This is a genomic window from Ruicaihuangia caeni (genome assembly GCF_029952955.1).
In the GTDB taxonomy this organism is placed as follows: domain Bacteria; phylum Actinomycetota; class Actinomycetes; order Actinomycetales; family Microbacteriaceae; genus Ruicaihuangia; species Ruicaihuangia caeni.
Map to the genome: position 1 here is coordinate 996,472 of NZ_JASATX010000001.1, position 26,210 is coordinate 1,022,681.

At 68.1% G+C, this 26,210-nt stretch carries 21 protein-coding genes; 5 read left to right on the top strand and 16 right to left on the bottom strand.

Features of this window, described 5'->3' with window-relative positions; genetic code table 11:
- Positions 1-9: 9 nt before the first annotated feature.
- The 11 genes from murG to QF206_RS04630 form a co-directional block, all read right to left on the bottom strand.
- The gene (gene murG / locus QF206_RS04580; RefSeq protein ID WP_281487991.1) at positions 10-1,101 is read right to left on the bottom strand and encodes an undecaprenyldiphospho-muramoylpentapeptide beta-N-acetylglucosaminyltransferase; all 1,092 of its coding nucleotides are present in this window, start codon (positions 1,099-1,101) and stop codon (positions 10-12) included.
- Positions 1,098-2,348 (bottom strand): putative lipid II flippase FtsW, encoded by a 1,251-nt coding sequence (ftsW, locus tag QF206_RS04585; protein WP_281487992.1) that lies wholly within the window; start codon positions 2,346-2,348, stop codon positions 1,098-1,100. Before ftsW ends, murG begins: the two co-directional genes overlap by 4 nt.
- Positions 2,308-3,858, bottom strand: coding sequence for a UDP-N-acetylmuramoyl-L-alanine--D-glutamate ligase (murD, locus tag QF206_RS04590; protein WP_281487993.1), 1,551 nt, complete (start codon positions 3,856-3,858; stop codon positions 2,308-2,310). Before murD ends, ftsW begins: the two co-directional genes overlap by 41 nt.
- Positions 3,855-4,955: a phospho-N-acetylmuramoyl-pentapeptide-transferase gene (gene mraY, locus QF206_RS04595; protein ID WP_281487994.1), complete on the bottom strand. Its 1,101-nt coding sequence runs from the start codon at positions 4,953-4,955 to the stop codon at positions 3,855-3,857. The genes murD and mraY overlap by 4 nt, the downstream gene beginning before the upstream one ends.
- Complete coding sequence (locus QF206_RS04600) at positions 4,952-6,442, bottom strand: UDP-N-acetylmuramoyl-tripeptide--D-alanyl-D-alanine ligase (RefSeq protein ID WP_281487995.1); 1,491 nt, start codon at positions 6,440-6,442, stop codon at positions 4,952-4,954. The genes mraY and QF206_RS04600 overlap by 4 nt, the downstream gene beginning before the upstream one ends.
- Positions 6,439-7,983, bottom strand: a complete 1,545-nt coding sequence (locus tag QF206_RS04605) for a Mur ligase family protein (RefSeq protein WP_281487996.1) — start codon at positions 7,981-7,983, stop codon at positions 6,439-6,441. The genes QF206_RS04600 and QF206_RS04605 overlap by 4 nt, the downstream gene beginning before the upstream one ends.
- Before the next feature lie 25 nt (positions 7,984-8,008).
- Positions 8,009-9,793, bottom strand: coding sequence for a peptidoglycan D,D-transpeptidase FtsI family protein (locus QF206_RS04610; protein ID WP_281487997.1), 1,785 nt, complete (start codon positions 9,791-9,793; stop codon positions 8,009-8,011).
- Between the two features lie 132 nt (positions 9,794-9,925).
- Positions 9,926-10,639 carry a cell division protein FtsL gene (ftsL, locus tag QF206_RS04615; RefSeq protein ID WP_281487998.1) on the bottom strand — a complete coding sequence of 238 codons (714 nt, stop codon included), beginning with the start codon at positions 10,637-10,639 and terminating at the stop codon, positions 9,926-9,928.
- Positions 10,636-11,583, bottom strand: coding sequence for a 16S rRNA (cytosine(1402)-N(4))-methyltransferase RsmH (gene rsmH / locus QF206_RS04620; protein WP_422785349.1), 948 nt, complete (start codon positions 11,581-11,583; stop codon positions 10,636-10,638). Before rsmH ends, ftsL begins: the two co-directional genes overlap by 4 nt.
- Positions 11,584-11,685: 102 nt before the next feature.
- Positions 11,686-12,117, bottom strand: a complete 432-nt coding sequence (mraZ, locus tag QF206_RS04625) for a division/cell wall cluster transcriptional repressor MraZ (RefSeq protein WP_281488000.1) — start codon at positions 12,115-12,117, stop codon at positions 11,686-11,688.
- Positions 12,118-12,787: 670 nt separating this feature from the next.
- The gene (locus tag QF206_RS04630) at positions 12,788-13,171 is read right to left on the bottom strand and encodes a DUF3040 domain-containing protein (RefSeq protein WP_281488001.1); all 384 of its coding nucleotides are present in this window, start codon (positions 13,169-13,171) and stop codon (positions 12,788-12,790) included.
- Positions 13,172-13,252: 81 nt separating this feature from the next.
- On the opposite strand from QF206_RS04630, the gene QF206_RS04635 reads away from it, so the two are divergent.
- On the top strand, positions 13,253-14,371 hold the full coding sequence (locus tag QF206_RS04635) for a polyprenyl synthetase family protein (protein WP_281488002.1): 1,119 nt from the start codon (positions 13,253-13,255) through the stop codon (positions 14,369-14,371).
- Positions 14,372-14,564: 193 nt separating this feature from the next.
- Here QF206_RS04635 and QF206_RS04640 read toward each other — a convergent pair whose 3' ends face one another.
- The gene (locus tag QF206_RS04640; RefSeq protein ID WP_281488137.1) at positions 14,565-14,879 is read right to left on the bottom strand and encodes an Rv2175c family DNA-binding protein; all 315 of its coding nucleotides are present in this window, start codon (positions 14,877-14,879) and stop codon (positions 14,565-14,567) included.
- Between the two features lie 441 nt (positions 14,880-15,320).
- Here QF206_RS04640 and QF206_RS04645 point away from each other — a divergent pair, with 441 nt between their 5' ends.
- The 3 genes from QF206_RS04645 (at position 15,321) to QF206_RS04655 (ending at position 20,148) form a co-directional block, all read left to right on the top strand.
- On the top strand, positions 15,321-16,580 hold the full coding sequence (locus QF206_RS04645; protein ID WP_479692169.1) for a LysM peptidoglycan-binding domain-containing protein: 1,260 nt from the start codon (positions 15,321-15,323) through the stop codon (positions 16,578-16,580).
- A 107-nt stretch (positions 16,581-16,687) separates the two neighbouring features.
- A complete protein-coding gene (gene pknB, locus QF206_RS04650) occupies positions 16,688-18,619 on the top strand; it encodes a Stk1 family PASTA domain-containing Ser/Thr kinase (RefSeq protein ID WP_422785356.1) in 1,932 nt (643 codons plus the stop codon).
- An 8-nt stretch (positions 18,620-18,627) separates the two neighbouring features.
- Complete coding sequence (locus QF206_RS04655; RefSeq protein ID WP_281488005.1) at positions 18,628-20,148, top strand: MFS transporter; 1,521 nt, start codon at positions 18,628-18,630, stop codon at positions 20,146-20,148.
- A gap of 57 nt (positions 20,149-20,205) precedes the next feature.
- Here QF206_RS04655 and QF206_RS04660 read toward each other — a convergent pair whose 3' ends face one another.
- The 3 genes from QF206_RS04660 to QF206_RS04670 form a co-directional block, all read right to left on the bottom strand.
- Positions 20,206-21,552, bottom strand: a complete 1,347-nt coding sequence (locus QF206_RS04660) for a class II 3-deoxy-7-phosphoheptulonate synthase (RefSeq protein ID WP_281488138.1) — start codon at positions 21,550-21,552, stop codon at positions 20,206-20,208.
- Between the two features lie 205 nt (positions 21,553-21,757).
- The gene (locus tag QF206_RS04665; protein WP_281488006.1) at positions 21,758-22,447 is read right to left on the bottom strand and encodes a lysophospholipid acyltransferase family protein; all 690 of its coding nucleotides are present in this window, start codon (positions 22,445-22,447) and stop codon (positions 21,758-21,760) included.
- A gap of 59 nt (positions 22,448-22,506) precedes the next feature.
- Positions 22,507-23,454 (bottom strand): ROK family protein, encoded by a 948-nt coding sequence (locus tag QF206_RS04670; protein ID WP_281488007.1) that lies wholly within the window; start codon positions 23,452-23,454, stop codon positions 22,507-22,509.
- A 118-nt stretch (positions 23,455-23,572) separates the two neighbouring features.
- Here QF206_RS04670 and QF206_RS04675 point away from each other — a divergent pair, with 118 nt between their 5' ends.
- Positions 23,573-25,399: an AMP-dependent synthetase/ligase gene (locus QF206_RS04675; RefSeq protein ID WP_281488008.1), complete on the top strand. Its 1,827-nt coding sequence runs from the start codon at positions 23,573-23,575 to the stop codon at positions 25,397-25,399.
- Between the two features lie 102 nt (positions 25,400-25,501).
- Here the strand turns inward: QF206_RS04675 and QF206_RS04680 are convergent, their stop codons facing one another.
- A complete protein-coding gene (locus tag QF206_RS04680; protein ID WP_281488009.1) occupies positions 25,502-25,993 on the bottom strand; it encodes a peptide deformylase in 492 nt (163 codons plus the stop codon).
- Between the last annotated feature and the right edge of the window lie 217 nt (positions 25,994-26,210).

A 26,210-nucleotide genomic window follows, 5' to 3' on the forward strand; every position in this document is an offset into this window, starting at 1 on the left:
GCCACTAACTTACGCGCTCAGGCCTCGGCGGTCGGCCAAGGCGTTCCGGATGAGCTCCACCATCCGGTCGGCTCCGTCTCGTCGACCGGCGGCGTGAGCGCGTGCTGTCATATCGGCGACGCGCGCCGGGTCGAGCAGCAGCGGCACCAGGTGGTCGCGCACCCATGCCGGAGTGAACTCCTCGTCGCGCACCAGCAGGGCAGCGCCGTCCTCGACCATGTCGAGGGCGTTGTAGCGCTGCTCACCATTGCCGACTGGGTAGGGAACGAAGACGGCAGGGATGCCGAGCGCCCCGAGTTCGGTGACGGTCGCCGCTCCAGACCGCGACACCGCAAGACTCGCGGCCGAGAGCGCGAGCTCCATGCGGTCGACGTACTTGACCAATCGGTACCCGTCGAGGCCGGGGTCGTCGAGCTGGGCGCGCTCGCCGGTGAGATGCAGCACCTGCCATCCGGCTCCCAGCAGCAGCGTGACCGATTCGCGCACGGTCTCGTTGATGCGACGCGCACCCGTCGAACCACCCGTCACCAGCAGCGTGGGCCGTTCGGCGTCGAGCCCGAAGAACGCGAGCGCCTCGCCGCGGGCATCACGCGCGTCGAGCGTCTCGATCTCGCTGCGCAGCGGCATCCCGACCACCGTTCCGTGGCGGAGCCTGGTGTGCTGGAAGGTGACGCCGACATGCTTCGTGAGCAGGCTGCCGAGGCGATTGGCGATGCCGGGTTTCGCGTTCGCCTCGTGGATGGCGATCGGGATCCTCTCGCGCCGCGCAGCCAGGTACGCGGGCGGGCAGACGTACCCGCCGAAACCGACCACGATGTCGACCTGGCGCTCGCGGATGATCCGCCGGGTTTGCTCGACGGTCGCGAGTAGCCGCTTCGGGAACCCGAGCGCGGCCCGATTCGGCCGGCGGGGAAGCGGCAGCTTGGGAATTGTGAGCAGTTCGTAGCCGCGCGCCGGCACGAGACGCGCCTCGAGCCCCTCCGCGGTGCCGAGCACGAGGATCTCCGCGTCGGGTTCGCGCTCGCGCAGCCGGTCGGCGACGGCGAGCAGCGGATTCACGTGGCCGGCGGTCCCGCCTCCGGCAAGCAGGTAGGTGGTCATGCAGCGCCGCCCCGTTCCGAGGCGGGTGCGCCCACGGCTCCGGTGGGCATGGCGCGATTGCGCGCGAGAGCGAGGGCCACACCGATGCCGAGGAGCGTCGTGATGAGCGCGGAACCCCCGGCCGAGATGAGCGGCAACGGCACCCCCAGCACGGGCAGGATGCCGAGCACGACGGCGATGTTGACGAAGGCCTGCGAGATCACCCACACCATGATCCCGCTGGCGACGATGCGGGAGAAGGGGTCGCGCTGCTGGCGGATGATGCGGACGAAGGCGATGGCGAGCACCACGAAGAGCAGGAGCACCACAGCGGCCCCGAGCAGGCCGAGCTCCTCCCCGATGATGGCGAAGATGAAGTCGTTCTCGGCTTCGGGCAGCCATGACCATTTCGTGCGCGAGTTTCCGAGACCGACACCGAACACACCACCGGAGGCGAGCGCCCACGTGCCGTGCTGCACCTGCCAGCACGTGTCGAGATAGTCGGTCTCGCAGCCGCTGAGCCATGCTTCGATACGCGCGCGGCGCGAGGCGCTGAGCTGCGCGAACAGCACGCCGAACATTCCGATGAGGATGCCCGGGACCACCAAGAAGCGCAGCCGCACGCCGGCGAAGAACAAACTGCCGAACACGATGGCGAGCATGATCACCGCCGTGCCGAGGTCGTTGCCCACGAGCACCAGGCCGATCGACGCCGCCGCCACCGGGGCCACGACTTTGAGCAGCTGCCGCCAGTCGTGCAGCCGCTCGGGCTTCGCCGAGAGCACCCAGGCGAGCCAGAGGCAGAGCGCAAGCTTGACGAGCTCGGAGGGCTGCATCGAGAACCCGGCGAGGCTCAGCCAGTTCCTGTTGCCGCCATAGCCCCAGCCGAGGGGCGTGAACACCAGCAGTTGAAGCACGATGCCGACGGCGATCCCGATCGGTGCCCATCGCTTGAAGAACGACACCGGCAGGCGTGAGACCACGAGCATCAGCGGCACGCCGATGAGGGCGTAGAGGCCCTGATTGGTGAAGCCGCTGAACCCGCCGCCGCCGTCTCGCAACGACTCGACGGCAGACGATGAGAGCACCATGACCAGGCCCAGAACGACCAGGAAGATCGTGGTGCCGAGCAGCAGGAAGTAGTTCGCGCCTTCGGCGGCGAAGATCCGCTTGATCGCGACCACGGCGGTGCGTGGCTCGCTCCCGCGCCCCCTCGACTGCTCGGGCTCAGTGCTCCGGGTGCGGGGCTGTTCGGCCGAGGTTGTCATCCGAGCCCCCTTCCAGATGGCGGCGGACCGCTTCGGCGAAGCGCCGACCGCGGTCCATGTAGTCGGTGAACTGGTCCATCGATGCGGCGGCGGGAGCGAGCAGCACAGTGTCGCCCGGTCGGGCGGCGGCCGCTGCGAACTCCACGACGTGCCGCATGACCTGTTCAGTCTCCGGCTCATCCACTTCGTAGACCGGGAGCGCCGGCGCGTGTCGCCCGAACGCCTCGACCACGGCCGCTCGGTCGACGCCGATCACGATGGCGGCGGTCAGCCGTGCCGCGTGCCGCTGCACAAGCGGTGCGATGTCGACGCCCTTCAACAGCCCGCCGACGACCCAGACGACCGACGGGTACGCGCTCAGCGACGCATCCGCCGCATGGGGGTTCGTCGCTTTCGAGTCGTCGACCCAGCGCAGTTCATCAGCGACCGCAATGACCTCGGTGCGGTGATGGTCGACCTTGAACCGTCTCAGCGCGTCGCGGATCTCGGCCGGCGTCACGCCGACCGATCGAGCAAGCGCTGATGCCGCGAGCACATTGGCGACCGTATGAGGCGCGCCGAGACCGAGCGCCTGCAACTCCCCCACCGTCGTCAATTCGAGCGCGGACGTGCGGCGTTCCTCGAGGAACGCGCGATCGACGAGGATGCCGTCGACCACACCGAAATCGCTCGGCCCGGGCGCGCCGAGGTCGAAGCCGATGGCACGCGCGCCTTCGACGACATCCGCGTTCTCCACCATGCGAAGCGTCGCGACGTCGGCCTTGTTGTAGACGCAGGCCACCTTCGTGTTGTCGTAGACCTTCGCCTTGGCGTCACGATACGCTTCGGCGGAGCCGTGCCAGTCGTAGTGGTCGTCTGCGATGTTCAAGCACACGCTCGACCACGGAGAGAGCTCACCGCCTGGGTTGCGGTTGATCCAGTGCAGTTGATAGCTCGACAGCTCGACGACGAGCACATCGAATCCCTGCGGATCGCGGATGGCGTCGAGCACCGGGATGCCGATGTTCCCCGCCGGGGCGACGCGGCGCCCCGACTGCTGCACCATGGTCGCGGTCAATTGCGTGGTGGTGGTCTTGCCGTTGGTGCCTGTGACGCAGAGCCATTCGGCCGCGATGCCGCTCTTGTCGCGCAGGCGCCATGCGAGTTCGATATCGCCCCAGATCGCGATGCGCTGTGCTTCCGCCCATTCGAGCAGGGGGTGATCGGGATGGAATCCGGGTGAGACGACGACCAACTCGGGATCGAAGTCGACAAGGGCCGCCGGTGGGGCCGAGAGCGCACCTTCGAAGAGTCGCGCACCGATCACATCGAGGAGCCGACGGTGGTCGTCCGACGCCCGCTCCGCCAGCACCAGCACGTCAGCGCCGAGCTCTGTGAGGGTGTCCGCCACGGCGAATCCAGTCACACCGAGCCCGTAGACCGCGACCCGGAGGCCTCGCCAATCGGCGTGCCAGCTGGTGAGCGAGCTCAGGTCGCGGGGCTCGCGGGCGCCGTCGTCGAGCTCGGTCACCGGTTCGCCCACTCCAGGTAGAACAGGCCCACACCGGCTGCGACGCACAGGCCCGCGATGATCCAGAAGCGCACGACCACCGTCACCTCGGCCCAGCCCTTGAGCTCGAAGTGGTGGTGCAGCGGGCTCATCAGGAAGATGCGCTTGCCCTTGGTGAGCTTGAAGTACACGCGCTGCACGATGACCGATCCGGTCACGATGAGGAACAGTCCGCCGATGAGCACCAGCAGGAGCTCCGTGCGGGTGAGGATCGCCAGCGCCGCCAACGCGCCGCCCAGGCCGAGCGACCCGGTGTCGCCCATGAAGATCTGAGCCGGAGACGTGTTCCACCAGAGGAAGCCGATGAGGCTCCCCGCGATGGCGGCGGCGATCACCGCGAGATCGAGAGGATCACGCACCTCGTAGCACTTGTAGGCGACTGTCGGGTCGAGACCGGGGTTGTGGCACGCCTGGTTGAACTGCCAGAAGGCGATGAAGACGAACGAGCCGATCGCGAGGATCGACGCACCGGTCGCAAGTCCGTCGAGGCCGTCGGCGACGTTGACGCCGTTCGAGGTGCTGACGACGATGACGATCACCCAGATGGCGAACAGGATGCCGCCGATGACGGTGCCGAAGAACGCGAAGTCCAGCCATTCGATGTCGCGCACGAGCGACACCGCGGTTGAGGCAGGTGCGAGTCCGTGCTCGTTCGTGAACTGGAGCGCCAGCACCGCGAACACGACCGCGACGATGACCTGTCCGGCGACCTTCGCCCACCCGGTGAGCCCGAGACTGCGCTGATTGCGCACCTTCATGAAGTCGTCGATGAACCCTACGATGGCGAGGCCGACCATCAGCAGCACGACGAGCCAGCCGCTCGACGTGTAAGGGACGCTCGGCGCGAACGCGTGCCCGAACACATAGCCGAGCACCGCGCCCAGGATGAACACGATGCCGCCCATGGTGGGCGTTCCGCGCTTCGTGTGGTGGCTCTGCGGTCCGTCGTCGCGGATGAACTGGCCCCACTCCAGGCGGTGGAAGAGGCGCACGAACAGCGGCGTCATGAAGAGCGAGAACGTCAGCGCGAACGCGGCCGCGAGCAGTAGTGCGATCATCGCTCGACTCCCGCGATCCGGTCGCCGAGGAACCGGAGCCCGGCAGATTTCGACGATTTCACGAGCACGACGTCTCCTGGCCGCAGCATGGTCTCCAGCACCCGTTCGGCCTCGTCGATGGTGTCGACGAGGATCGACTCCCCGCTCCACGACCCCTCGAGGCCCGCCGCGTTGTGGATGTGCCGTGCTGCCTGGCCGACCACCACGAGCTGCTTGATGTTCAGTCTCACCACGAGCCGCCCGATGCGGTCGTGCTCCTCGTCGGCGAACTCGCCGAGCTCGGCCATCTCACCGAGCACCGCGACCGAGCGTCCCGCACCGTCAGCGGTCAATTGCGCGAGCGTCTTGAGCGCGGCGGCGGTCGAATCGGGGCTGGCGTTGTAGGCGTCGTTGATGACGGTCACGCCGTTGCGCTCGGGCAGCAGCTCCATCCGCCACTGCTCGGCCCGCGGCATCCCTTCGAGCGCTTCGATCGCTCGATCGAGCGGCACCCCGAGCTCTCGGACGGCGGTCAACGCGGCCAGAGCGTTCATGACGTGGTGCTCACCGATGATGCGGAGCTGCACGTGGTGCTCACCGGCATCGGCTGCGGAGCCGACGCCCCGCAGGGTGAAACCGGTTCCGGCGGCCGACGTCTCGACGTCGCGGGCGGTCAGACCGTCCGTCGCGCTGTGCCCGAACCAGACGACCCGAGCGCGCGTATGGTCGGCCATCTGCGCGACTCGACCGTCGTCGGCGTTGAGCACCGCGACTCCGTCCTCGCCGAGCGCCTCGACGAGTTCCTGCTTCGCACGCTGGGTCGCCTCGATGCCGCCGAACTCGCCGGCGTGTGCGAGTCCGACCTTCAGGACCACGCCGACATCCGGCTCTGCGATCGCCGCGAGCCTCGCGATCTCGCCCGCGCCGCTCGCGCCCATCTCGACGATGAGGTAGCGAGTGCCATGGTCGATGCGCAGCATGGAGATCGGTGCACCGACGTGGTTGTTGAACGACCCCTCGGGCGCGACCGTGGGCGCCTCTGCGGAGAGGATCGCGCGCAACATGTTCTTGGTCGACGTCTTGCCGTTCGAGCCCGTGATCCCGATGACGCTCAGCCGGCCCTCGGCGCGCACCCTGCGGACCACGGCCGACGCCAGCGCAGCGAGTGCCACCACGCCGTCAGCGACGACGATCTGTGGCACTTCCAGGTGCTCCTGCTCCCGCTCGACCACGACCAATGCGGCCCCAGCATCCACCGATTGCTCGATGAAGCGGTGACCGTCGGTGGTCTCGCCGGGCAGCGCGAAGAAGATCGAGCCGCGGCCGACGAGGCGTGAGTCGGTCTCGACCGAGCCGTCGAAAACGAGCGCGTGGGCCTCGTCACGGTGAGTCTCGGTCGCGGCCGCATGCGCAGCGGCGTGCAGCACCGACGATCGTTCTGCTCCCTTGGGGAGCACGATGCGGCCGCTCATGGCGGCGGCGAGTTCGTGCAGGGTGAGCGCGATCACGCCCAACCCGCCTCGGCGAGGGCGCGACGAGCCTCATCGCGCGCGGAGTACGGGGTCCGCACGCCGCGGATGTCGCGGTAGTCCTGGTGGCCGGGTCCGGCCCAGAGGATGGAGTCTCCCTCGCGAGCGAGCGACACGGCGACCCTGATGGCCTGCTCCGGGGGGCTGACCTCGTGGATCTCCGGCCGGTTCTCCGCCATGCGCGCACCCTCGATGAGCGTCGCCCGGATCGAGGCCGGGTCCTCGAATCGCGGGTGGTGGTCGGTGATCACCAGGATGTCGCAGCCTTCCGCCGCGACGCGTCCCATCTCGAGTCGCTTGCTCGGGTCGCGGTCGCCGTCGGCTCCGAAGACCATGATCGTGCGGCCGGTGGTGAACCGGCGAACGGAGGAGAGCGTGTTCTCGAACGCGTCAGCGCTGTGCCCGAAATCGACGTAGACGGTCGGGCCGCGATCGCCCGAGACACGCTCGGTGCGACCGGGCAGGTAGGCGACGATCCCGCCGTCGCGGTCGAGCACGTGGGCGATCGCCTCGAGCTCGAATCCGCCCTCGACCAGCATGACGATGGCCAGGCCCGCGTTCGCCGCCATGTGGCGTCCGATGAGCGGAACCCGTGTGGTCAGCGAACGACCCTCCGGACCGTGGAGCGTGAATTCGGTGTACTCGGCACGCTCGTCGAGCAGTTCCAGACGCCACTCGGCATCCGTGTCAGGCAGCGAGGTGATGGTCGTGACCGGCACTCTTGAGCCCTCGACGACCCGGCGGCCCCATGGCGTGTCGAGTGAGATCACCCCGCGGCGCGCGTGCTCGGGCGTGAAGAGCTCGAGCTTCGCCTCGAAGTACTCCTCCATATCGGCGTAGTCGTCGAGGTGGTCGTGGCTGAGGTTGGTGAAGCCGACGACGTCGAACACGATGCCTTCGACCCTGTGCCGGCTGAGGGCCTGTGCGCTGACCTCGATGGCCACGGCGCGCACCTCGTGCTCGCGCATCCGTGCCAGCAGCGCGTGCATCTCGCTCGCCTCGGGCGTGGTCAGCCGGCTCACGACGGTCGTCTCGCCGATGTGGCGCTCTGCGGTGGAGCTCAGCCCCGTGATCAGCCCGAGCTGCTTCAGGATCGCCTCGAGCAGGTATGAGACGGAGGTCTTGCCGTTCGTCCCCGTGGTGCCGAAGAGCAGCGGCGGGTTCTCGGCCGTTCGATACACCCACGCCGAGACGGCACCGAGTGCCGCGCGAGGCGAGTCGACCAGGATGATCGGCAGCCCGCTGCCCGCGGCGAGTTCCGCTCCGCGCTCATCGGTCAGGATGGCGACCGCTCCCCCATCCCGAGCCTTCTCGGCGAAGGACGCGCCGTGCGCGTGCGCGCCCTGCACGCCGACGTAGAGGTCGCCGGGCTGCAGATCGTCGGTGCTCAGCGTGACACCGGTCACCTCGAGGCCGGCGAGCGAACCCCGGTGCTCGAGACCGAACTCGATGACGAGTTGAGAGAGAGAACAGGATGAAGGATGCTCCGGTCGCAAGACCGGTGGTATCCGTGAGGTCACGTCGTTCACTTTCTTGGGCTGCTGCTCACCATGTCAGCGGTATGTTCGGGGCCGGCACGGTGGAGGGGGTGACGCGGTACGTCGTGAGCACCTGGGTCATGATCTTCTTGAACGTCGGCGCCGCAGCAGCCGACGTCTTCATCGTATCCGGCTTGCCGATAGTCACCACGACGACGTACTTCGGGTCTTCGGCCGGGGCCAGCCCGGCGACCGAGACGATCCGCTGGCCGCCGTAGCGCCCGTTCTCCGCGACCTCGGCGGTGCCGGTCTTGGCTGCAACACGATACCCGGGGATCTGTGCGTTATGCCTGAGGCCGCCCTGCGAGATGACGTTCTCGAGGATCTGCACCGTCTCGTCGGCGGCCTTCTCCGAGACCACCCGCACACCGTCTGTGGGCGGAAGATGATCGATCGTGCCGTCCGGGTGCTCGCATCCGGTGACGAGGGTCAGTGGCATCCGCACTCCCCCATTCCCGAGCGTCTGGTAGATGCTCGCGACCTGCGCACTCGTCGCGGTGATGCCCTGACCGAACATCTCCGTGTAGTTCGTGATGACGTCGAGGGCCGCGGGGTCTGTGATCTTGCCGGCATCCTCCCCGAGGAACCCGACGGCCGTCTTCGAACCGACGCCGAAGGCCTCCATGTATGCGTGGCGCTTCTCCGCGCTCATCATGTCGGTCAGCACCGAGATGCCGGTGTTCGAGGAGTTCGCGAGGATGCCTGCAACCGTGTACGGCAGGTCGTCGTGCGCCCACGCGTCGGTGATTTCGCCGTAGCCGCCGGGGATGGTGAACCGTCCGGGCGCGATGAGCTTGGTGGTCGGGCTGACCAGCCCCGCGTCGATCATCATCGCTACGGTCATCGCCTTGAAGGTCGAGCCGGGCTCATAGGGTGCGGTGAACAGGCGCGAGCCGAGGTCGTTCACGTTGCTCGCGTTGACATCGTTCGGGTCGACGCTCGGCCAGTCGGCGGCGGCGAGGATGTGCCCGTTGTCGACCTGCACGACGGTCGCTGTGGCCCACTCCGCGCCGACCGCCATCGCCTGCTCGGCCAGGGCCTGCTGGGCGAACCACTGAAGATCGGAGTCGATCGTGAGGTGCAGTGTTCCGCCGTCGACCGCTTCCTCCTGCACGACGGTGCTCCCGGGCAGCCTCACGCCGTCGCCGCTTCGCTCGTACGTGGAGCTCCCGTTGGTCGCGGCGATGCACGTGTCGGCGCTGTACTCGAGCCCCGCCTGCGGCCCATCGGTGCCGATGAAGCCGACGAGATTCCCGGCCACAGCGCCATTCGGGTAGGTGCGGCTCGGCCGGTTCTCGAAGTACACCCACGGGATGCGGAGTGCCTGCACCTTGCCGAGCTGCTCGCCGGTGATGCCCTTCTCGACGAGCATCCAGAGCGAGTCGGGTGTGTCGCGCAGCGCATCGTGCACGAGCGTCTTGAGCGCCGCGGCATCCTGCCCGGTGATCGCGGCGATCTCCTCGAGGGCGCGATCGACGCTGATGGTCAGCGTCGTACCGTCATCGAGCCGGCGCTTGAAGTCCCTGATGTTCGCCGGTGCCGCGGTGATGTCGTAGCGCATCACGCTCGCTGCGAGCGGCACGCCATTGCGATCGATGATGTCGCCGCGCGTGCCGTAGGTGGTGACGGGGATCGAACGATTGCCCTCGGCCTCAGAGTTGAGTTCTGCGGCGCGCACGACCTGGATATCGACGAGTCGCACCACGAACCCGAGAGCGAGGATCATCACGGCCAGCAGCGATACCGCGAGTCGAGCACGGTTCCGTCGTGCAGGGCTGGCCTGAACTCTCACCTGACTCCGCCTCCCGGGTGCTTGAATCGTGCCGTCATCGGTAGTCGTGTTGTGTGCCCCGACCGACGAGCGACGTGGGCGTTCGGCCCTCGGCCGACTTGATCGCGCCTCGCGCAATGACGAAGCGACCGGTCAGTGGGTGTTCGGCGTCGGCAAGCCGCTGGTGCTCGACGATACTGAGCCGGCGACTGCCGAGCCGCTCGACGCGCCTGCGGCCGCCGGATCGGAGGTCGCAGCCGCGCCGGATGCACTTGCCGCGCCTGAGGCAGATGCGTCACCGACGACGACCCACGTGCCGGGAGCGGGCGCTGCCGGCGGCGCCTCGTCGAGCGCGCCCGCCGCGGCGACGCCCTGGCCGGCGAGCACTCCCTGCTCGAGCAGAGAGTTGGCAACGAGCAGCTGACCATCCGGGCCGGTCACCGCTCCAGCGGCAACGCCCGCGCTTGCAGGTGCCCCGAGCACGGCGCCGTCGCTCAAGCGCAGGAACGCCGGGGTGGTGGCGTTGCGCATGCCGAGGAACTCGGCGCTGGTCGCGAGCAGTTGCGGCGAGCTGAGCAGATCGAGTCGCTCGGTGAGCGTCTCGGCCCGGCGATCCAGCTGCTTCTGATCGCCCTGCAGCGCCGAGATCTGGTACGCGCCCTCTCCCAGCGCGATGCTCATGAGCAATTGGGCGATGAGGATGCCGAAGACTCCCGCGACGGTGATCGCCGCGTACAGCGTCCGCGGCCTCGCTTTCCGCTGGTCCCGCGAGGGCGCAACCTCGACGGCGCGCAGCGGCGCGCGGCCGGGGATCGCGGGAATGGGAGTCGTGGGTTGCGGCTCGGCGAGTACGCGTGCGAGGTTCATGCGGTGCTCCTGATCCTCATTGCCGCGCGCAGGCGCACCGGGGTCGCGCGCGGGTTGAGCTGCTGTTCTTCGGCGCTGGCCTGTTCAGCCCCTCGCGTGAGCAGGCGGAACGCCGGCTTGTGCTCGGGCAGTTCGACGGGCAGCCCCGCGGGTGCGCTCGAGGTCGTGCGCGCTTGCAGTTCGCGCTTCACGATGCGGTCCTCGAGCGATTGGTACGACATGACGACGATGCGTCCGTCCACGGCGAGTGAGTCGAGCGCGGCGGGAATGGCGCGCTTGAGCACCTCGAGCTCTTGGTTGACCTCGATGCGCAAGGCCTGGAACACGCGCTTGGCAGGGTGCCCCGCGCGCTGAACGGCTGCAGGAGTCGCCGCCTGGATCAGTTCGACGAGTTCCGCCGAGGTCGTGAACGGGCGAGTCTGGCGCTGCTCGACGATGCGCCGGGCGTAGCGGCCGGCGAGGCGCTCCTCTCCGTATTCGAAGAAGATGCGGCGCAGCGCGTCCTCGCTGTACTCAGCGAGGACGCGCGCCGCCGTGAGCTCGCTCGTCATGTCCATGCGCATGTCGAGCGGCGCGTCCTTGGAATAGGAGAACCCGCGGTCGACGCGGTCGAGCTGGAGCGATGAGACACCGAGGTCGAACAGGATGCCGTCGACCGCGCGGATGCCGAGAGAGTCGAGGGCCTCAGGCATCCGGTCGTACACCGTGTGCACGAGGCGCGCGCGGTCGCCGAAGCGAGCGAGCCGTTCACCTGCGAGCCGAAGGGCGTCGGGATCGCGGTCGAGGCCGACGAGCGTCACCGCGGGGAAACGCTCGAGCAGTGCTTCGGAGTGGCCGCCCATCCCGAGCGTCGCGTCGACGACGACCGCGCCCTCGCGCTGCAGGGCAGGCGCGAGCAGCTCGACGCATCGCTCGAGCAGTACGGGGATATGCAACGGGGCCATAGCGTTCGGGTCGTGATCCTGTGGAGTGATCCCCATCCATTCCGACCTGTCACCGGGGAAGGTGCGACAGGGCGCTGAACGGCTGGGAGTCACCTCACAGGGTCAGAAGAGTCCCGGAATCACCTCCTCCTCGGTGTTGGAGAAGGCTTCCTCCTGGGCCGCGTAGTACTCGTTCCAGGCTTCGGTCGACCAGATCTCGGCGCGGTTGCCGGCGCCGATGACCGTGAGGTCACGGTCGAGCTGCGCATAGTCGCGCAGCATCGGGGGAATCGTGATGCGGTGCTGCTTGTCAGGCACCTCCGAGCTCGCCCCCGAGAGGAACAGCCGCAAGAAGTCTCGCGCCGCGCGGCTCGTGAGCGGTGCCTCGCGGATCTTGTCGTGCTGCGCTGCAAAGCCCTCGTTCGAGAAGACGTAGATGCAGCGCTCCTGGCCACGGGTCAGCACGACTCCGTCGCCGAGCTCGTCTCGGAACTTCGCGGGAAGGATGATGCGGCCCTTCTCGTCGAGCTTGGGGGCGTACGTACCGAGGAGCACTGCGTCACCCCCTTCCGCCGGCCCACGGGATTCAATGCCTCCACTTTACTCCACTCTCAACCACAACTCTAGGGTTTTCACTGTTTTCGCCGCCCCAATTTGGGGTTTAGCCCTGGATTGGCGCGGTGGAGCGCGGTGGAGGGGCATGCGGCCGAACGCTGAGCTGGGCTCGCACGTCCGGAGGCAGCACAGCGCGCGACGGTCAAGCGCACGCGAGGGTTTGCTGCAGCCGCGCGGGATACAACCATCGCGGGTGCAGCAAACCCGCGCACCAGCGACCGGCGGGGTCGGCGGACCGACGCTGCACCGGCGTACGCGTCAGCACGGCACGAGGTGGCAGCGGCACGAGGTGGCACAGCAGCACGAGGTGGCACAGCAGCACGAGGTGGCAGTGCGGCACGAACTGGCGGCGCGGCGGCGGGCCTCGTCGGTGGCCCTGCGCGAACTGCTCAAGATCCCCTTCGCGAGGGTTTGCTGCAGCCGCGCGGGATGCAACCATCGCGGGTGCAGCAAACCCGCGCACCAAGGCGTTAGCGGCAAGGGGTTATAGGCACATGGGGTTACCGGCAAGGCCGGGCCGGGCCGGGCCGGGTCGGGCCGCGCCGAGGCCGCGTGTTAAACCAGAACGCCGGCCCGAAGGCCGGCGTGGTTCGAAGTGGAGGGATGCGGGTCAGCGCCCGTCAGCGCGACGGTCCCACCGATCGTTGAGGTTGTCCATGAACGAGCTCGACCCTGCCTTGCCCGAGCCACCGGGCTTCGACGCATTGAATCCGGAGGAAGGCTGGCGCTGCAGCTTCCGCGGCGGCGCGACGATCAGCAGTACGCCCGCGAACATGAGGATGAAGCCGAGCACGCCCACGATGGGTTGGCTCAGTGCAACGCCCGCGACGAGCACGCCGATCCCGGCGAGCACCATGAGCGCGCCGACCACGATGATCGTGTAGTTCGGCTTGCCTCGGTGCGACCCGACCGTCGCGACGAAATCCGCGTCGTGCTGGTAGAGGCTTCGCTCCATCTCCTCCAGGAGACGCTGCTCCTGCTCAGACAGTGGCATCTCGCACCCCCTCTTGCTCGGGCTCGACGCGTGGTGTTGTGCACTCAATTGTATGCGCGCCCCCAAGGCTAGGCTAGGCAGGTGGCTGAGAGTACGCGGTTAGTTGACCTTGTTCAGCGCGAACTCGACCGCTTCCTCGCCGACCACCACGACCGTTTGCAGGCCATCTCCCCTGATCTCGACCCGTTCATCGAGTTCAGCCGCGCGCTGCTCAGCGGAGGCAAGCGGTTCCGCGCGCTGTTCTGTTATTGGGGATGGCAGGCGGTCACCGGCTACGACGAGTTCGACCCGCTCGCCGAGCCGTCGGAGCACCCAGATCTCAATACCGCGGTCAAGGCGTCGGCCGCGCTCGAGCTGTTCCACGCGGCGGCTCTCGTGCACGACGACATCATGGACAACTCCGACACCCGCCGGGGCATGCCCTCCGCGCATCGGCGCTTCGAGTCGCTGCACGCGGGCGCCGAGTGGCAAGGCAATGGGCGGCACTTCGGACAGTCAGGAGCCCTGCTCCTGGGCGACCTACTGCTCGGCTGGAGCGATGAACTGCTCGACGACGGCCTTCGATCACTGCGCAGCTCGGATGCCGCGCACTCGGCACGCGCCGAGTTCACCCGCATGCGCGCAGAGGTCACCGCGGGCCAGTACCTCGACATGCTCGAGGAGGTGAGCTGGCGGCACGGCGACGATGCGGATTCCCTCGAGCGCACCAGGCGCGTGATCGTCTACAAGTCGGCCAAGTACACGGTCGAGGCCCCGCTCGCCATCGGCGGCAGTCTCGGTGGCGCTTCGCTCGCCCAGTTCGCGGCCCTGCGGGACTTCGGGCTCCCGCTCGGCGTGGCCTACCAGCTGCGGGACGACGTGCTCGGAGTGTTCGGAGACGAGCACATCACAGGGAAGCCATCGGGCGATGACCTGCGCGAGGGCAAGCACACGACGCTGATCGCGATCGCACGGCGCCGGCTCCCCTCACCGGCTCGAAGACTGCTCGATGAACTGCTCGGCGACCCGTCGCTCGACCAGCATCAGATCGAGATGCTGCAGACCACCATTCGTGACAGCGGCGCGCTCGCCGATGTGGAGCACCTGATCGCCGATCACGTCTCCGAAGCCGTCGCCGCACTCGACGGCGCACCGTTGAGCACCGCGGCGACTCGTGAGTTCAGGCGCCTCGCCGACTCGGTCGCCAGCCGCGAGTCCTGAGGCACGCGACTTCCAAGGCCGGCTGGCGCCTCACGACACTTCCATCGCCGGCCCGCGCCTACTGACGCGCGCAACCCGAGGTGCCGCTCTGTCCGCCCAGGAAGCACGCGGGCGGCCGCATCCTCCACGCGCACGCCCGCATTCCCATTGGCGCGTCAGCTCCTCACAGACGCGTCAAACGCCTACCGGGGGCTCAGAAGCCGAGCGCTTGAGCGACGCGGCGCACCTCAGACCGACGCCCCGCTCGAAGTGCGTCGATCGGCCGCGCGCCGAGTACCTCGTCGTGCTCCAGCAGCCAGCGCATGGCCTCGTCGTCGGAAAAGCCGGCGTCGGCGAGCACGAGCAGCGTGCCGCGCAGCTCCTTGAGCGGAGCCGCGCCGTCAAGGAACAGAGCGGGCACCTTGAGCACGCCGTCGACGCGCGTGGCGAGCAGGATCTTCTCCTCGAAGAGCCGTCGCACGCGGCCGGGCGAGACGCCGAGGCGCTCGACGAGGTCAGGGACGGTCAGCCACGCGTCGCCGTCGGTCGCCTCAGACGATCGGTGCTCGGATGCCGCGGGCTCGGGGTTCGGGATGCTGCTCTCGGTGACGTCGGGGTCGACTGCACTGGGTATTTCGGTCACAACACAAGGGTGCCACGCGGTACCCCGGGCACGGCGAGCCTCTTTATGTTACGAACGCGTTAACTCAAATCACATTGGTATCAATAGGCACTCTGATTGACTTGAATAATCTTCTGTGACACGTTTGAGCGTGTGCGCCGATTCGATGTCGTGCGCCGACACGGGGCCGCGAGCAGGAGCAAGGGACGCGACATGGAGCAGAACCAGCACTCGACGACGAATGCACACCGTGTGTTCGCCGGCCTCACGCCGGGCGTTGCGTCGCAGCCACTCCCTCGCTCATCGCGGATCGACTCATACGCGTTGAGTCGCAGCCTGCTGAACACCGTGCCGATCGTGGTGGCCGGCTCAGTCGCCGTCACGGGCATCAGCGCAGCCCACGGGCTGGAACAGCGCGATCACGAACGACACGCGCACTCCGAGCGGGGCGCCTCCTCGGCATCCGTCGATTCCGCCGCCGAACGTGCACGCGCGAAGCAGCAACTGCGCGAGGCCTTCGACCAGGCGATCGCGGGTGCTGTCGCACCGGACTCGGTCACGACAGGAAGCCTCGCCGCTGCTGCCGCCCCCTCGACCTACCGCGTCGTGTCGGGCGACACGGTGAGCGGTATCGCCGCGAAGTTCGGGCTGTCCACGGCATCCGTACTGGCGATGAACGGTCTGGGATGGAAGTCGCTGATCTTCCCCGGCCAGGTGCTGAAGCTCGCCAATGGAACGACCGCCGCGCCGAAGCAGGCGCCGGCGCCCACCGCCGCCGTCTCCTCCGGCAGCCGCTACACGATCAAGACCGGCGACACGATCAGCGGCATCGCCGCCCGCCACGGGCTGTCGACGCAGACGCTGCTGTCTGCCAATGGCTTGAGCTGGTCGAGCATCATCTACCCGGGCCAGACCATCGCGATCCCGGGGCTCAGCGCCGCTTCGGTCGCCGCTCCGACCGTCTCGGCGCCGACCCCCGCCGAGCCCACCACGCCCGTCGTGAGCGGACCCTCGACCCTCGCGGGAGGCACGTACACGATCGTTCGGGGCGACACGCTCACCGCGATCGCCCAGAAGACCGGCGTGACGCTTCGTGCGCTTCTCGACGCCAACGGTCTGACGTCGTCGAGCATGATCTATGCCGGTCGCACTCTGACCATCCCGGCTGCAGCGGTGGTTCAGACCGGCGAGACCGTGACCCCGCTGACCGCCGAAATGCGAGCCAACGCGCGCATCATCGTCGATGTCGGCCGTTCGCTCGGCGTGCCCGAGTACGGCATCGTGATCGCGCTCGCCGCCGCGATGCAGGAGTCGAGCCTGCGCAACATCGACTACGGCGACCGCGACTCGCTCGGCCTCTTCCAGCAGCGGCCGAGCGCCGGGTGGGGCACTCCCGCCCAGATTCTCAACGCGACCCACTCCGCGAAGCTGTTCTACGGAGGCCCGCAGAACCCCAACCGGGGCGTGACGCGTGGCCTGCTCGACATCCCCGGCTGGCAGGATATGACCCTCACCAAGGCCGCCCAGGCGGTGCAGGTCTCGGCTCACCCGGAGGCGTACGCCAAGTGGGAGACGAGCGCCCGCGCCTGGTACTCCGAGTTGCGCTGAACGGGGCGCGCATGAGTGCCGTTCAGCGCACAGCGTCGCTCCCCGTATCATCAGTGCCTCGCCCGTAGACTCGACGGGTGACCACGAGCAGCCAGACCACCGATCCGATGATCGGGCGGCTCATCGATGGGCGCTACGAGGTGCGCTCGCGAGTGGCTCGCGGCGGCATGGCGACCGTGTACTTGGCGATCGATCGCCGGCTCGAGCGCCAGGTGGCTCTGAAGATCATGCACCACCACCTCGCCGACGACGAGCAGTTCACGCAGCGCTTCATTCAGGAGGCGCGCTCCGCGGCCCGGCTCTCGCACCCCAACGTCGTGAACGTGTTCGATCAGGGGCAGGATGCCGACTCGGCCTACCTCGTGATGGAGTACCTGCCCGGCATCACGCTGCGCGAACTGCTGCAGGAGTACTCGACGCTCACCGCCGAGCAGACGATGGACATCGCCGAGGCGGTGCTGTCAGGGCTCGCGGCGGCGCACCGGGCCGGCATCGTGCACCGCGACCTGAAGCCCGAGAACGTACTGCTCGCCGACGACGGCCGCATCAAGATCGGCGACTTCGGCCTCGCGCGCGCCGCTTCGGCCAACACCGCCACCGGCGCGGCACTGCTCGGCACGGTCGCGTACCTCTCCCCCGAACTCGTGACGCGTGGCATCGCAGACACCCGCAGCGACATCTACGCGGCGGGAATCATGATGTACGAGATGCTCACCGGCGAACAGCCGTTCAAGGGCGAGCAGCCGATGCAGATCGCGTTCCAGCACGCGAACGACACGGTGCCCGCTCCGAGCAGCGTCAACAACCGGGTGCCGGCCGAGCTCGACGAGCTCGTGCTGTGGGCGACCGCTCGAGACCCTGACGAGCGCCCCGCGGATGCCGGAGAACTGCTGCTGCACCTCACGGAGGTCCAGCAGCTGTTGCAGTCATCGCCACAGCCCGTGACCGGCGCGCAACCGACCATGGTGCTCCCGGCATCCGCCACGACCGTGCTCGGCGCCACCGCGCCCAGCACAGCAGAGACGCAGGTGCTCGGTCCTCGCCGAACCGCGAGGACGGCCGCGCCGGAGACCCCTGCAGAGGAGCCGGCCGCGCGCCTCGGCACGCGCACGCGCGCTCGGCGCCGGCGAGGGTGGATCGCGCTGCTGCTCGTGCTCCTGCTCGCGGGAGCCGGAGTCGGCGCCGGCTGGTGGTTCGGTGCGGGCCCGGGCTCGCAGGTTGTGGTTCCCGACTCCCTCGCCGGCCTGACGCCGGATGCCGCCCGCGATGCTCTGATCGAACTCGGGCTCGAGCCCACCGAGGCGACCGGCGAGATCCACGATCCGCTCATCGAACCCGGTCTTGTGGCAGCGACCGACCCCGCCTTCGGCAGCACCGTGAACCGCGGAACGACTGTGACCCTGCTCCTCTCGATCGGGCCGCAGATGCTGCCGCTGCCGACCGTGATCGGCACGCAGGAGGACGTCGCTCGCCCCGCGCTCGAGGGCGCCGGGTTCACCGTCGCCGAGGAGAGCATCACGTACTTCAATGCCGAGGCGCCCGCCGGGCAGGTCATCGACCTGTTGGATGCCGCGGGCTCGAGCCTCGCATCAGCCACTGAGTACGGCGAGCTGCAGCAGACGACCCTCGTCGTCTCGCTCGGGCCGATCCCGGACGTGGCAGGGTTGTCGCCCGAGGAAGCGCAGCAGGCGCTGGAGGCCGTGGGGCTGCGCAGCGTGCTCGGCGACTCGGAGTACAGCGACACCGTTCCGAAGGGGAACGTCATCCGCGCCATCATCCCCGAGGGACCGATATCCACGGGTGCCGAGCTCACGCTGATCACCTCACGCGGGGTCGAGCAGGTGGCAGTGCCAGACGTGGCCGGAGAGCCGTGGTCGAAGGCACGCAAGGTGCTCGAAGACGCGGGCTTCAAGGTGAAGTACAGCCCGATCGCCGATGTCGCGCCGGGGCAGTTCAGGGTGGAGAGCACTGATCCCGCCGGGGGCACGAGCGTCGACAAGGGCGCCACGGTCACGGTGCAATTGACCTTCCGCGGGTGACGGCCGGCATGGGGGAACGACTTCCGCCGACGGCATCCCTGCCATCCGGCGAGTCGGTCCTGAGCGAGGCGGAACGAAGGCGACTCACCCGCAGGCCGAGCGACCGGGCGATGATCGCGGCGCTGACCGCGACCGGTCTGCTGGCAGCCTTCATGCAGACGATCATCGTGCCGGTGCTCCCCCGCTTGCCCGAGCTGCTCGACACCTCGGTCGCCGATTCTCAGTGGGTGCTCATCTCGACCCTGCTCGCCTCTGCGGTGTCGACCCCGGTGAGCGGGCGCCTGGGCGATATGTACGGCAAGCGCCGTATGGTGCTGGTGCTGCTGGCGATCCTGGTCGCCGGCTCCCTCATCTCGGCACTCTCCTTCACGCTCATCCCGATGCTGGTGGGCCGCGTGCTGCAGGGCATCTCGCTGGGGGTGATCGCTCTTTCGATCAGCGTGCTCCGCGACGTGATCCATCCGAAGAACCTGCCTGGAGCGGTCGCGCTCGTGAGCGCGACGCTGGGTGTCGGCGGTGCGGTCGGCCTGCCGATCGCGGGCGTGATCGCTGAGAACTTCGACTGGCATGTGCTCTTCTGGGCCGCAGCCCTCACCGGCGTCGCGCTCTTCGTGGTCGTGCTGTGGATCATTCCGGTGAGCACCTTGCGCACGGCCGGACGCTTCGACTACCTCGGTGCAGTGGGCCTCATGATCGGTCTGACCTGCCTGCTGCTCGCGGTTTCCAAGGGAGCGGACTGGGGCTGGACGAGCGCACCGACGCTCGCGCTCCTCGTGGGTGGGGCGGTCGTGCTGGTGGGCTGGGCCGCATACGAACTGCGCCACCCCTCGCCGCTCGTCGATCTTCGGGTCAACTCTCGGCGCCCGGTGCTCTTCACAAATCTGTCCTCCATCACCGTGGGCTTCGCGTTCTTCGTGACCTCAGCGACGCTGCCGGTGCTGCTGGAGGCGCCGACGGTGAACGGCATCGGTCTCGGCCAGCCTCTGCTCATAACAGCCCTCTGCCTCATGCCGAGCGGCCTCATGATGTTCTTCGTCTCGCCGCTCGCCGCGCGTCTGTCGACCGCTCGCGGCCCCAAGACGAGCCTGGTGCTCGGTTCAACCGTGATCGCGTTCGCGTTCGTGCTCGGCGCGTTACTCATCACCGAGGTGTGGCATGTGCTGCTGGTCAGCACCGTCATGGGGATCGGCGTGGGCTTCGCCTACGCAGCCCAGCCGACGCTGATCATGAACTCGGTGCCGGCCACTGAGACGGCCGCGGCGAACGGTCTGAATGCCGTGATGCGCACGCTGGGCTCCGCTGTGTCTGCCACCGTCGTGGGGCTCATCCTGGCGGGGTCGCGCATCGATACGCCGCACGGTCCGCTGCCGACCGAGGACGCATACCGCACCGTCTTCGTGATGGGGGCGGCGGTCGTGGTCGTCGGCATCCTGCTCGCGCTGTTCATCCCGAGGCGCACTCAGGCGTACCAGCACACCTCGAGCATTCCGATCATCGAGGCCGGAGGCGAAGCGGACCCGCGAAGCTGACGCGCTGCCGCCGGGCCGGAACGAGGCGTTCCCGCTCGGCCCGGCAGCACGCCTGCATCAGCGCTTCGAGAGCTCCTCCGCCACCAGGAACGCGAGCTCGAGCGACTGCTTGTGGTTGAGCCGCGGGTCGCACAGCGACTCGTAGCGCGTCGCGAGCGTCGCCTCGTCGATGAACTCGGAACCGCCCATGCACTCGGTGACGTCGTCGCCGGTCAGTTCGACGTGGAGCCCGCCGGGATGCGTACCGACCGCGCGATGTGCCTCGAAGAAGCCCTTGACCTCGTCGACGATGTCGTCGAACCGTCGTGTCTTGTAGCCGGTCGGCGTAGTGATGCCGTTCCCGTGCATCGGGTCGGTGATCCAGAGCGGTTGCGCATCGCTGTTCTTGATTGCCTCGAGGAGCGGTGGCAGCGCCTCCCGGATCTTGCCGGCGCCCATGCGCGTGATGAACGTGAGCCGCCCGGGCTCGCGCTGCGGGTCGAGCTTGTCGATGAGCCGCAGCATGGTGTCGGGCGTCGTCGTCGGTCCGAGCTTGACGCCGATCGGGTTCCGCACGCGCGAGAAGAAGTCGACATGCGCGCCGTCGAGATCGCGCGTGCGCTCGCCGATCCAGATGAAGTGCGCGGAGGTGTCGTACGCCGTGCCTGTGCGGGAATCGATGCGGGTCATGGGCCGCTCGTAGTCCATGAGCAGTCCCTCATGACTCGAGTAGAAGTCGACGTGGCGCAGTTCGTCGAAATCGGCCCCGGCGGCCTCCATGAAACGGATGGCGCGATCGATCTCGCGGGCGAGCCCCTCGTAGCGCTGATTCGCCGGGTTCGCCGCGAAGCCCCGATTCCAGCTGTGCACCTCGCGAAGGTCGGCGAACCCGCCCTGCGTGAATGCGCGGATCAGGTTCAGCGTGGAGGCCGAGGTGTGGTAGCCGCGGAGCATTCGCGAGGGGTCGGCCTGGCGCGACTCGGGAGTGAAGTCGTAGCCGTTCACGATGTCGCCGCGGTATGCCGGAAGCGTCACATCGCCGCGCGTCTCGGTGTCGCTCGAGCGGGGCTTGGCGAACTGCCCGGCCATGCGACCGACCTTCACAACGGGCATCGACGCGCCGTACGTCAGCACGACGGCCATCTGCAGCATGGTCTTGACCCGGTCGCGGATCTGATCCGCTGTGGCTCCGGCGAAGGTCTCAGCGCAATCGCCGCCCTGCAGCATGAACGCCTCGCCGCGTGCGGCCTTGGCGATGCGCTCTCGAAGGTTGTCGACCTCGCCGGCGAAGACCAGCGGCGGCATGGTGGCGAGCTCGGCCACAACGGCTCCCACGGCATCCGCATCCGGCCATGCCGGCTGCTGCTTGATGGGAAGCGTGCGCCAATAGTCGAGCCCCGCCAACAGATCCGGATCTGCGAGCATGGCGGGTGCGGACTTCGACACGGGTATTCCTTCAGTGAGTGAGTGGTGGGATGCCGACGGCGCCGCGCCCATTGACGCGTGCGCGCACTAGCGACGTTCGAGCAAGCCTATAGGAGCGCGTCCCACTCAGTGGCCCGGCATTCGGGCCGCGGCCGGCTCAAGCGGCCGGCTCGAGCGACCTCCCCGAACTCGCGTGCAGGGAGCGTCACCGTTTCGACGAGGGCGTGCGCTCCTTGACGCTCGACGCATAGACATCGACGTACTCCTGATTGCTCAGCTTGCGCAGCTCGTGCATGATCTCGTCGGTCACCGCGCGCAGGATGAACCGATCGCCCTCCAGCCCGCGGTAACGACTGAAGTCGAGCGGCTCGCCGAACACGACCCCGAGACGGCGGATCTTCGGCAAACGGCTGCCGATCGGCATGACCTCGTCGGTGGCGATCATGGCGACGGGCACCACGGGAACGCGCCCCTCGAGCACCATGCGCGCGATGCCGGTGCGACCGCGGTACAGCCGGCCGTCGGGGCTGCGTGTGCCCTCCGGGTAGATGCCGAGCTGCTCGCCTGCAGCGAGCACCTGGAGCCCCGTGTTGAGCGCCGCTTCAGAGGCTTTGCCGCCGGAGCGGTCGATCGGCAGTTGCCCGGCCGCCAGGAAGAACGAGCGAGTGAGCCACCCCTTCAACCCGCGCCCTGTGAAGTAGTCGCTCTTGGCGAGGAACGAGATTCGCCGGTCGAGCACGATCGGCAGAATGATCGAGTCGATGAACGAGAGATGGTTGCTCGCGATGATCACGGCGCCCTTGGACGGCACATGCTCCCGCCCGACGACCCACGGCCTGAACAGCGTGAGCAGAATCGGTGCGACGATCAGGTTCTTCATGAACCAGTAGAACATCCGGGTTTCCTCGCTGCTCTCGGCGGACGGCTCAACTGTACTGCGGCGCTGACGCCTCGCTATGAGGGCGGTGCTTCTGCCCTGGCGAGCTCAGCCGCTCCGATGACGCCCGCGTCGTTCGCGAATTGCGCGACGCGGAAGTCGGGCCGTGGCCGCCACTCTGCGGCCGGCGCAGCCGCGAAGTAGGCGCGGCGGATCGGTTCGAGCAGCAGCTCGCCCGCGACGGAGACTCCCCCGCCGATCACGAATCGTTCCGGGTCGAGCACTGCCCCGAGCGACGCGCAGCCGCGCCCGATGTTCTCTCCGAGACGCTCGAGCACCGCGAGCGCCGACGGGTCTCGGTCTTCGAGCAGGCGGATGAGAGCGGATGCCGGGAGCACCGGCTCACTTCCGCGCGCGCTCGCGAGGGCCGAACCGGGGCCCGCGGCATCCGCCGCCTCGTCTGCCATTCTCAACAGCGCGCTGCCCGAGCCGTACTGCTCGAAGCACCCGACCGCGCCGCACCCGCACGGAAGTCCGCCGGGCTGGAAGAGGGTGTGCCCGGGCTCCGCCCCTCCCCCGAAACCGCCGCGGAAGAGCTTGCCGTCGATGACGATCGCGCCGCCGATGCCCGTGCCGATCGTGAGCATCGTCATATGCGCGACATCTCGGCCGGCGCCGAAGCGGTACTCGGCCCAGCCGGCCGCATTGGCGTCGTTCTCGAGCACGATCGGCAGGCTCACGCGCTGTTCGAGGCGCTCTCGCAGGGGTTCGTTCCGCCAGGCGAGGTTCGGCGCCTGCACGATACGGGAACGCTGGGCATCGAGGAAGCCGGCGGCGGCCACTCCGACCGCGCGGGCGGGATGCGTGGCGGCCAATTCTTCGATGACGCCGGCGATGGCGTCGAGCACCGCGTCGACGTCGTCGGCCGGGGTGGCTCGTCGGCGTTCCTCCACGATGCGTCCGTCGCTCGCGACGACGGCGCCGGCGATCTTGGTCCCGCCGATATCGATCCCGATGGTCAGCACCCGACCGAGTCTATTGACCGCTTCTCCGCGCGCCAGCGCCTCGGGCGCGCGCGAAGAGTGGGACGGTACAGTTGAGAGTACGTACCCCTATCGCCGAAACGGTGCCGAAGGAGTCCCCGTGAAGGAATATTCCGTACCCGCAGTCATCCCCGCAGACCCCGCGGCGAACACCACCGACCTGCTCCTCAAGCGCGTCGAGGAGACCCCGGACGCTCCGCTGTTCGCGCTGCAGCGGGAAGACGGTGAATGGGACGACATCTCGGCGCGCGAGTTCCTCGCACAGGTACGGTCACTCGCGAAGGGGTTCATCGCTGCCGGCATCCAGCCCGGCGAACGCATCGCGCTCATGTCGAAGACCCGATACGAGTGGACGCTCATCGACTTCGCGGTCTGGTTCGCCGGCGCTGTGCTGGTGCCGGTGTACGAGACCTCGTCACCGAGCCAGATGAAGTTCAGCATCACCGATGCCGGTGCGACCGCGGCGATCCTCGAGACCGCCGACCACTTCGCGCGTTTCGACGAGATCGCCGGCGATGTGCCGCAGGTCAGCAAGGTCTGGCAGATCGACCTCGAGGATCTCGACAAGCTCATCGCCAGCGGCAGCGAGGTCGACGACGCCGAGGTCGAGCGCCGTCGCTCGCTCGCAAAGGGTTCCGACATGGCCACCCTGATCTACACCTCGGGCTCTACCGGCAAGCCCAAGGGCTGCGTGCTGACTCACTCGAACTTCGTCGAGCTCTCGCGGAACGCCGCGGAGGCGATGAAGGAGGTCGTGGCCCCGGGCGCATCGACGCTGCTGTTCATCACGACCGCGCACGTCTTCGCCCGCTTCATCTCGATCCTCGCGGTGCACGCCGGCGTCCGAGTCGGGCACCAGCCCGACACCAAGCAGCTGCTCCCGGCGCTCGCGACCTTCAAGCCGACCTTCCTGCTCGCCGTGCCGCGCGTGTTCGAGAAGGTGTACAACTCGTCGGAGCAGAAGGCGGAGGCCGGCGGCAAGGGCCGCATCTTCCGCAAGGCGGCCCACGTCGCGGTCGAGCACTCGAAGGCGCTCGACGCCGGCAAGGTGCCACTGGGCCTCAAGCTGCAGTTCGCGCTCTTCGACAAGCTCGTGTACAGCAAGCTGCGCGCAGCGCTCGGCGGGCGCGTGAAATATGCCGTCTCGGGCTCGGCGCCGCTCGGCCTGTACCTCGGCCACTTCTACCGGAGCCTCGGCATCAAGATCCTCGAGGGCTACGGGCTGACTGAGACGACCGCACCGGCGACGGTGAATCTGGTGACGAAGTTCAAGATCGGCACGACAGGCCCGGCGCTGCCGGGCACCGGCATCCGTGTCGACGACGACGGTGTCATCTGGGTGAAGGGCGTCAATGTCTTCGCCGGGTATTGGAACAACCCCGAGGCGACTGCAGCGTCGTTCGACGGCGAGTGGTACAACACCGGCGATATCGGTGAGCTCGACGACGACGGCTACCTGGTCATCACGGGCCGGAAGAAGGAGCTCATCGTGACCGCCGGCGGCAAGAACGTCGCCCCGGCCGCGCTCGAGGATCCGATCCGTCAGAACCTGCTGGTCGGGCAGGTCATCGTCGTGGGCGATCGCAAGCCGTTCGTGTCTGCGCTCATCACGCTCGACACCGAGATGCTCCCGGTGTGGCTGCACAACAATGGTGAGGATGCCGGAATGAGCGTCGAGACCGCGGCGAAGCACCCGAAGGTGCTCGCCGAGTTGCAGCGCTCGATCGACGACGCGAATCAGCGCGTCTCGCGGGCGGAATCGGTGCGGAAGTTCACGGTGCTCACCGATGAGCTCAGCGAAGCGACCGGACACCTCACGCCGAAGCTGAGCATCAAGCGCGACCGCATCCTCGCCGACTACGCCGACGTCATCGAGCAGATGTACTCGGTGCAGCCCGAGACGCAGGGGCACTCCCTGGCGCACTGAGCTCCGGCTCAACCGACGAACGGGCCCGGGCACGAGGTTTCTTGTGCCCGGGCCCGTTCGTCTCCCTGTGAAGGCGCCAGCCGCGGCGCGCCGGTACCCGCGTCAGTACCAGGGCGCGTTGCGGATCTGCCGCATCGCTTCGCGCTTCGTCTCGCCCTCGAGTCCCTCGATGAAGAGGTGACCATCGAGGTGATCGCACTCGTGCTGCAGTGCCTGTGCCATGAGGCCCTCGCCCTGCAGCTCCACCGGATTGCCGTCGAGATCGATGCCGGTGACGCGCGCGAAGGGATAGCGACGGCGCGGGAACGACAGGTTCGGCACTGAGAGGCAGCCCTCGCCGACCAACTCGGGCTCACCAGCGAGTTCCGCGATGACGGGGTTGAGGATGTAGCCGATCTCACCGTCGACGTTGTAGCTGAATGCCCGCAAATTGACACCGATCTGGCAGGCGGCGACGCCCGCCCGGCCAGGCACTTTCACGGTGTCGACGAGGTCGTCGACGAGCGCGCGCACCCGGGGGTCGGCAGGGTCGACCGGATCAGATGGTGATCGGAGTACCGGGTCTCCGAATACACGGATGTCGCGCACAGCCATGGGTGTCTGGTCCTCCGAACGAGCGAACGCGCTGAGCATCGGGCGAGGGCGTGTGGAGCCTTCGCCGCCGTGCAGCAGCGCGATGGAACTGAGAGCGCAAGCCGATCCCGGCCGGCGCGGCGATGCGAGCAACGTTCGCCGACTCGGCGAGCGATCCACGCGGGTCGCGGTGGACGCCGCTCACCGAAGCGAACGGCATCCACCGCTATCCAATCGT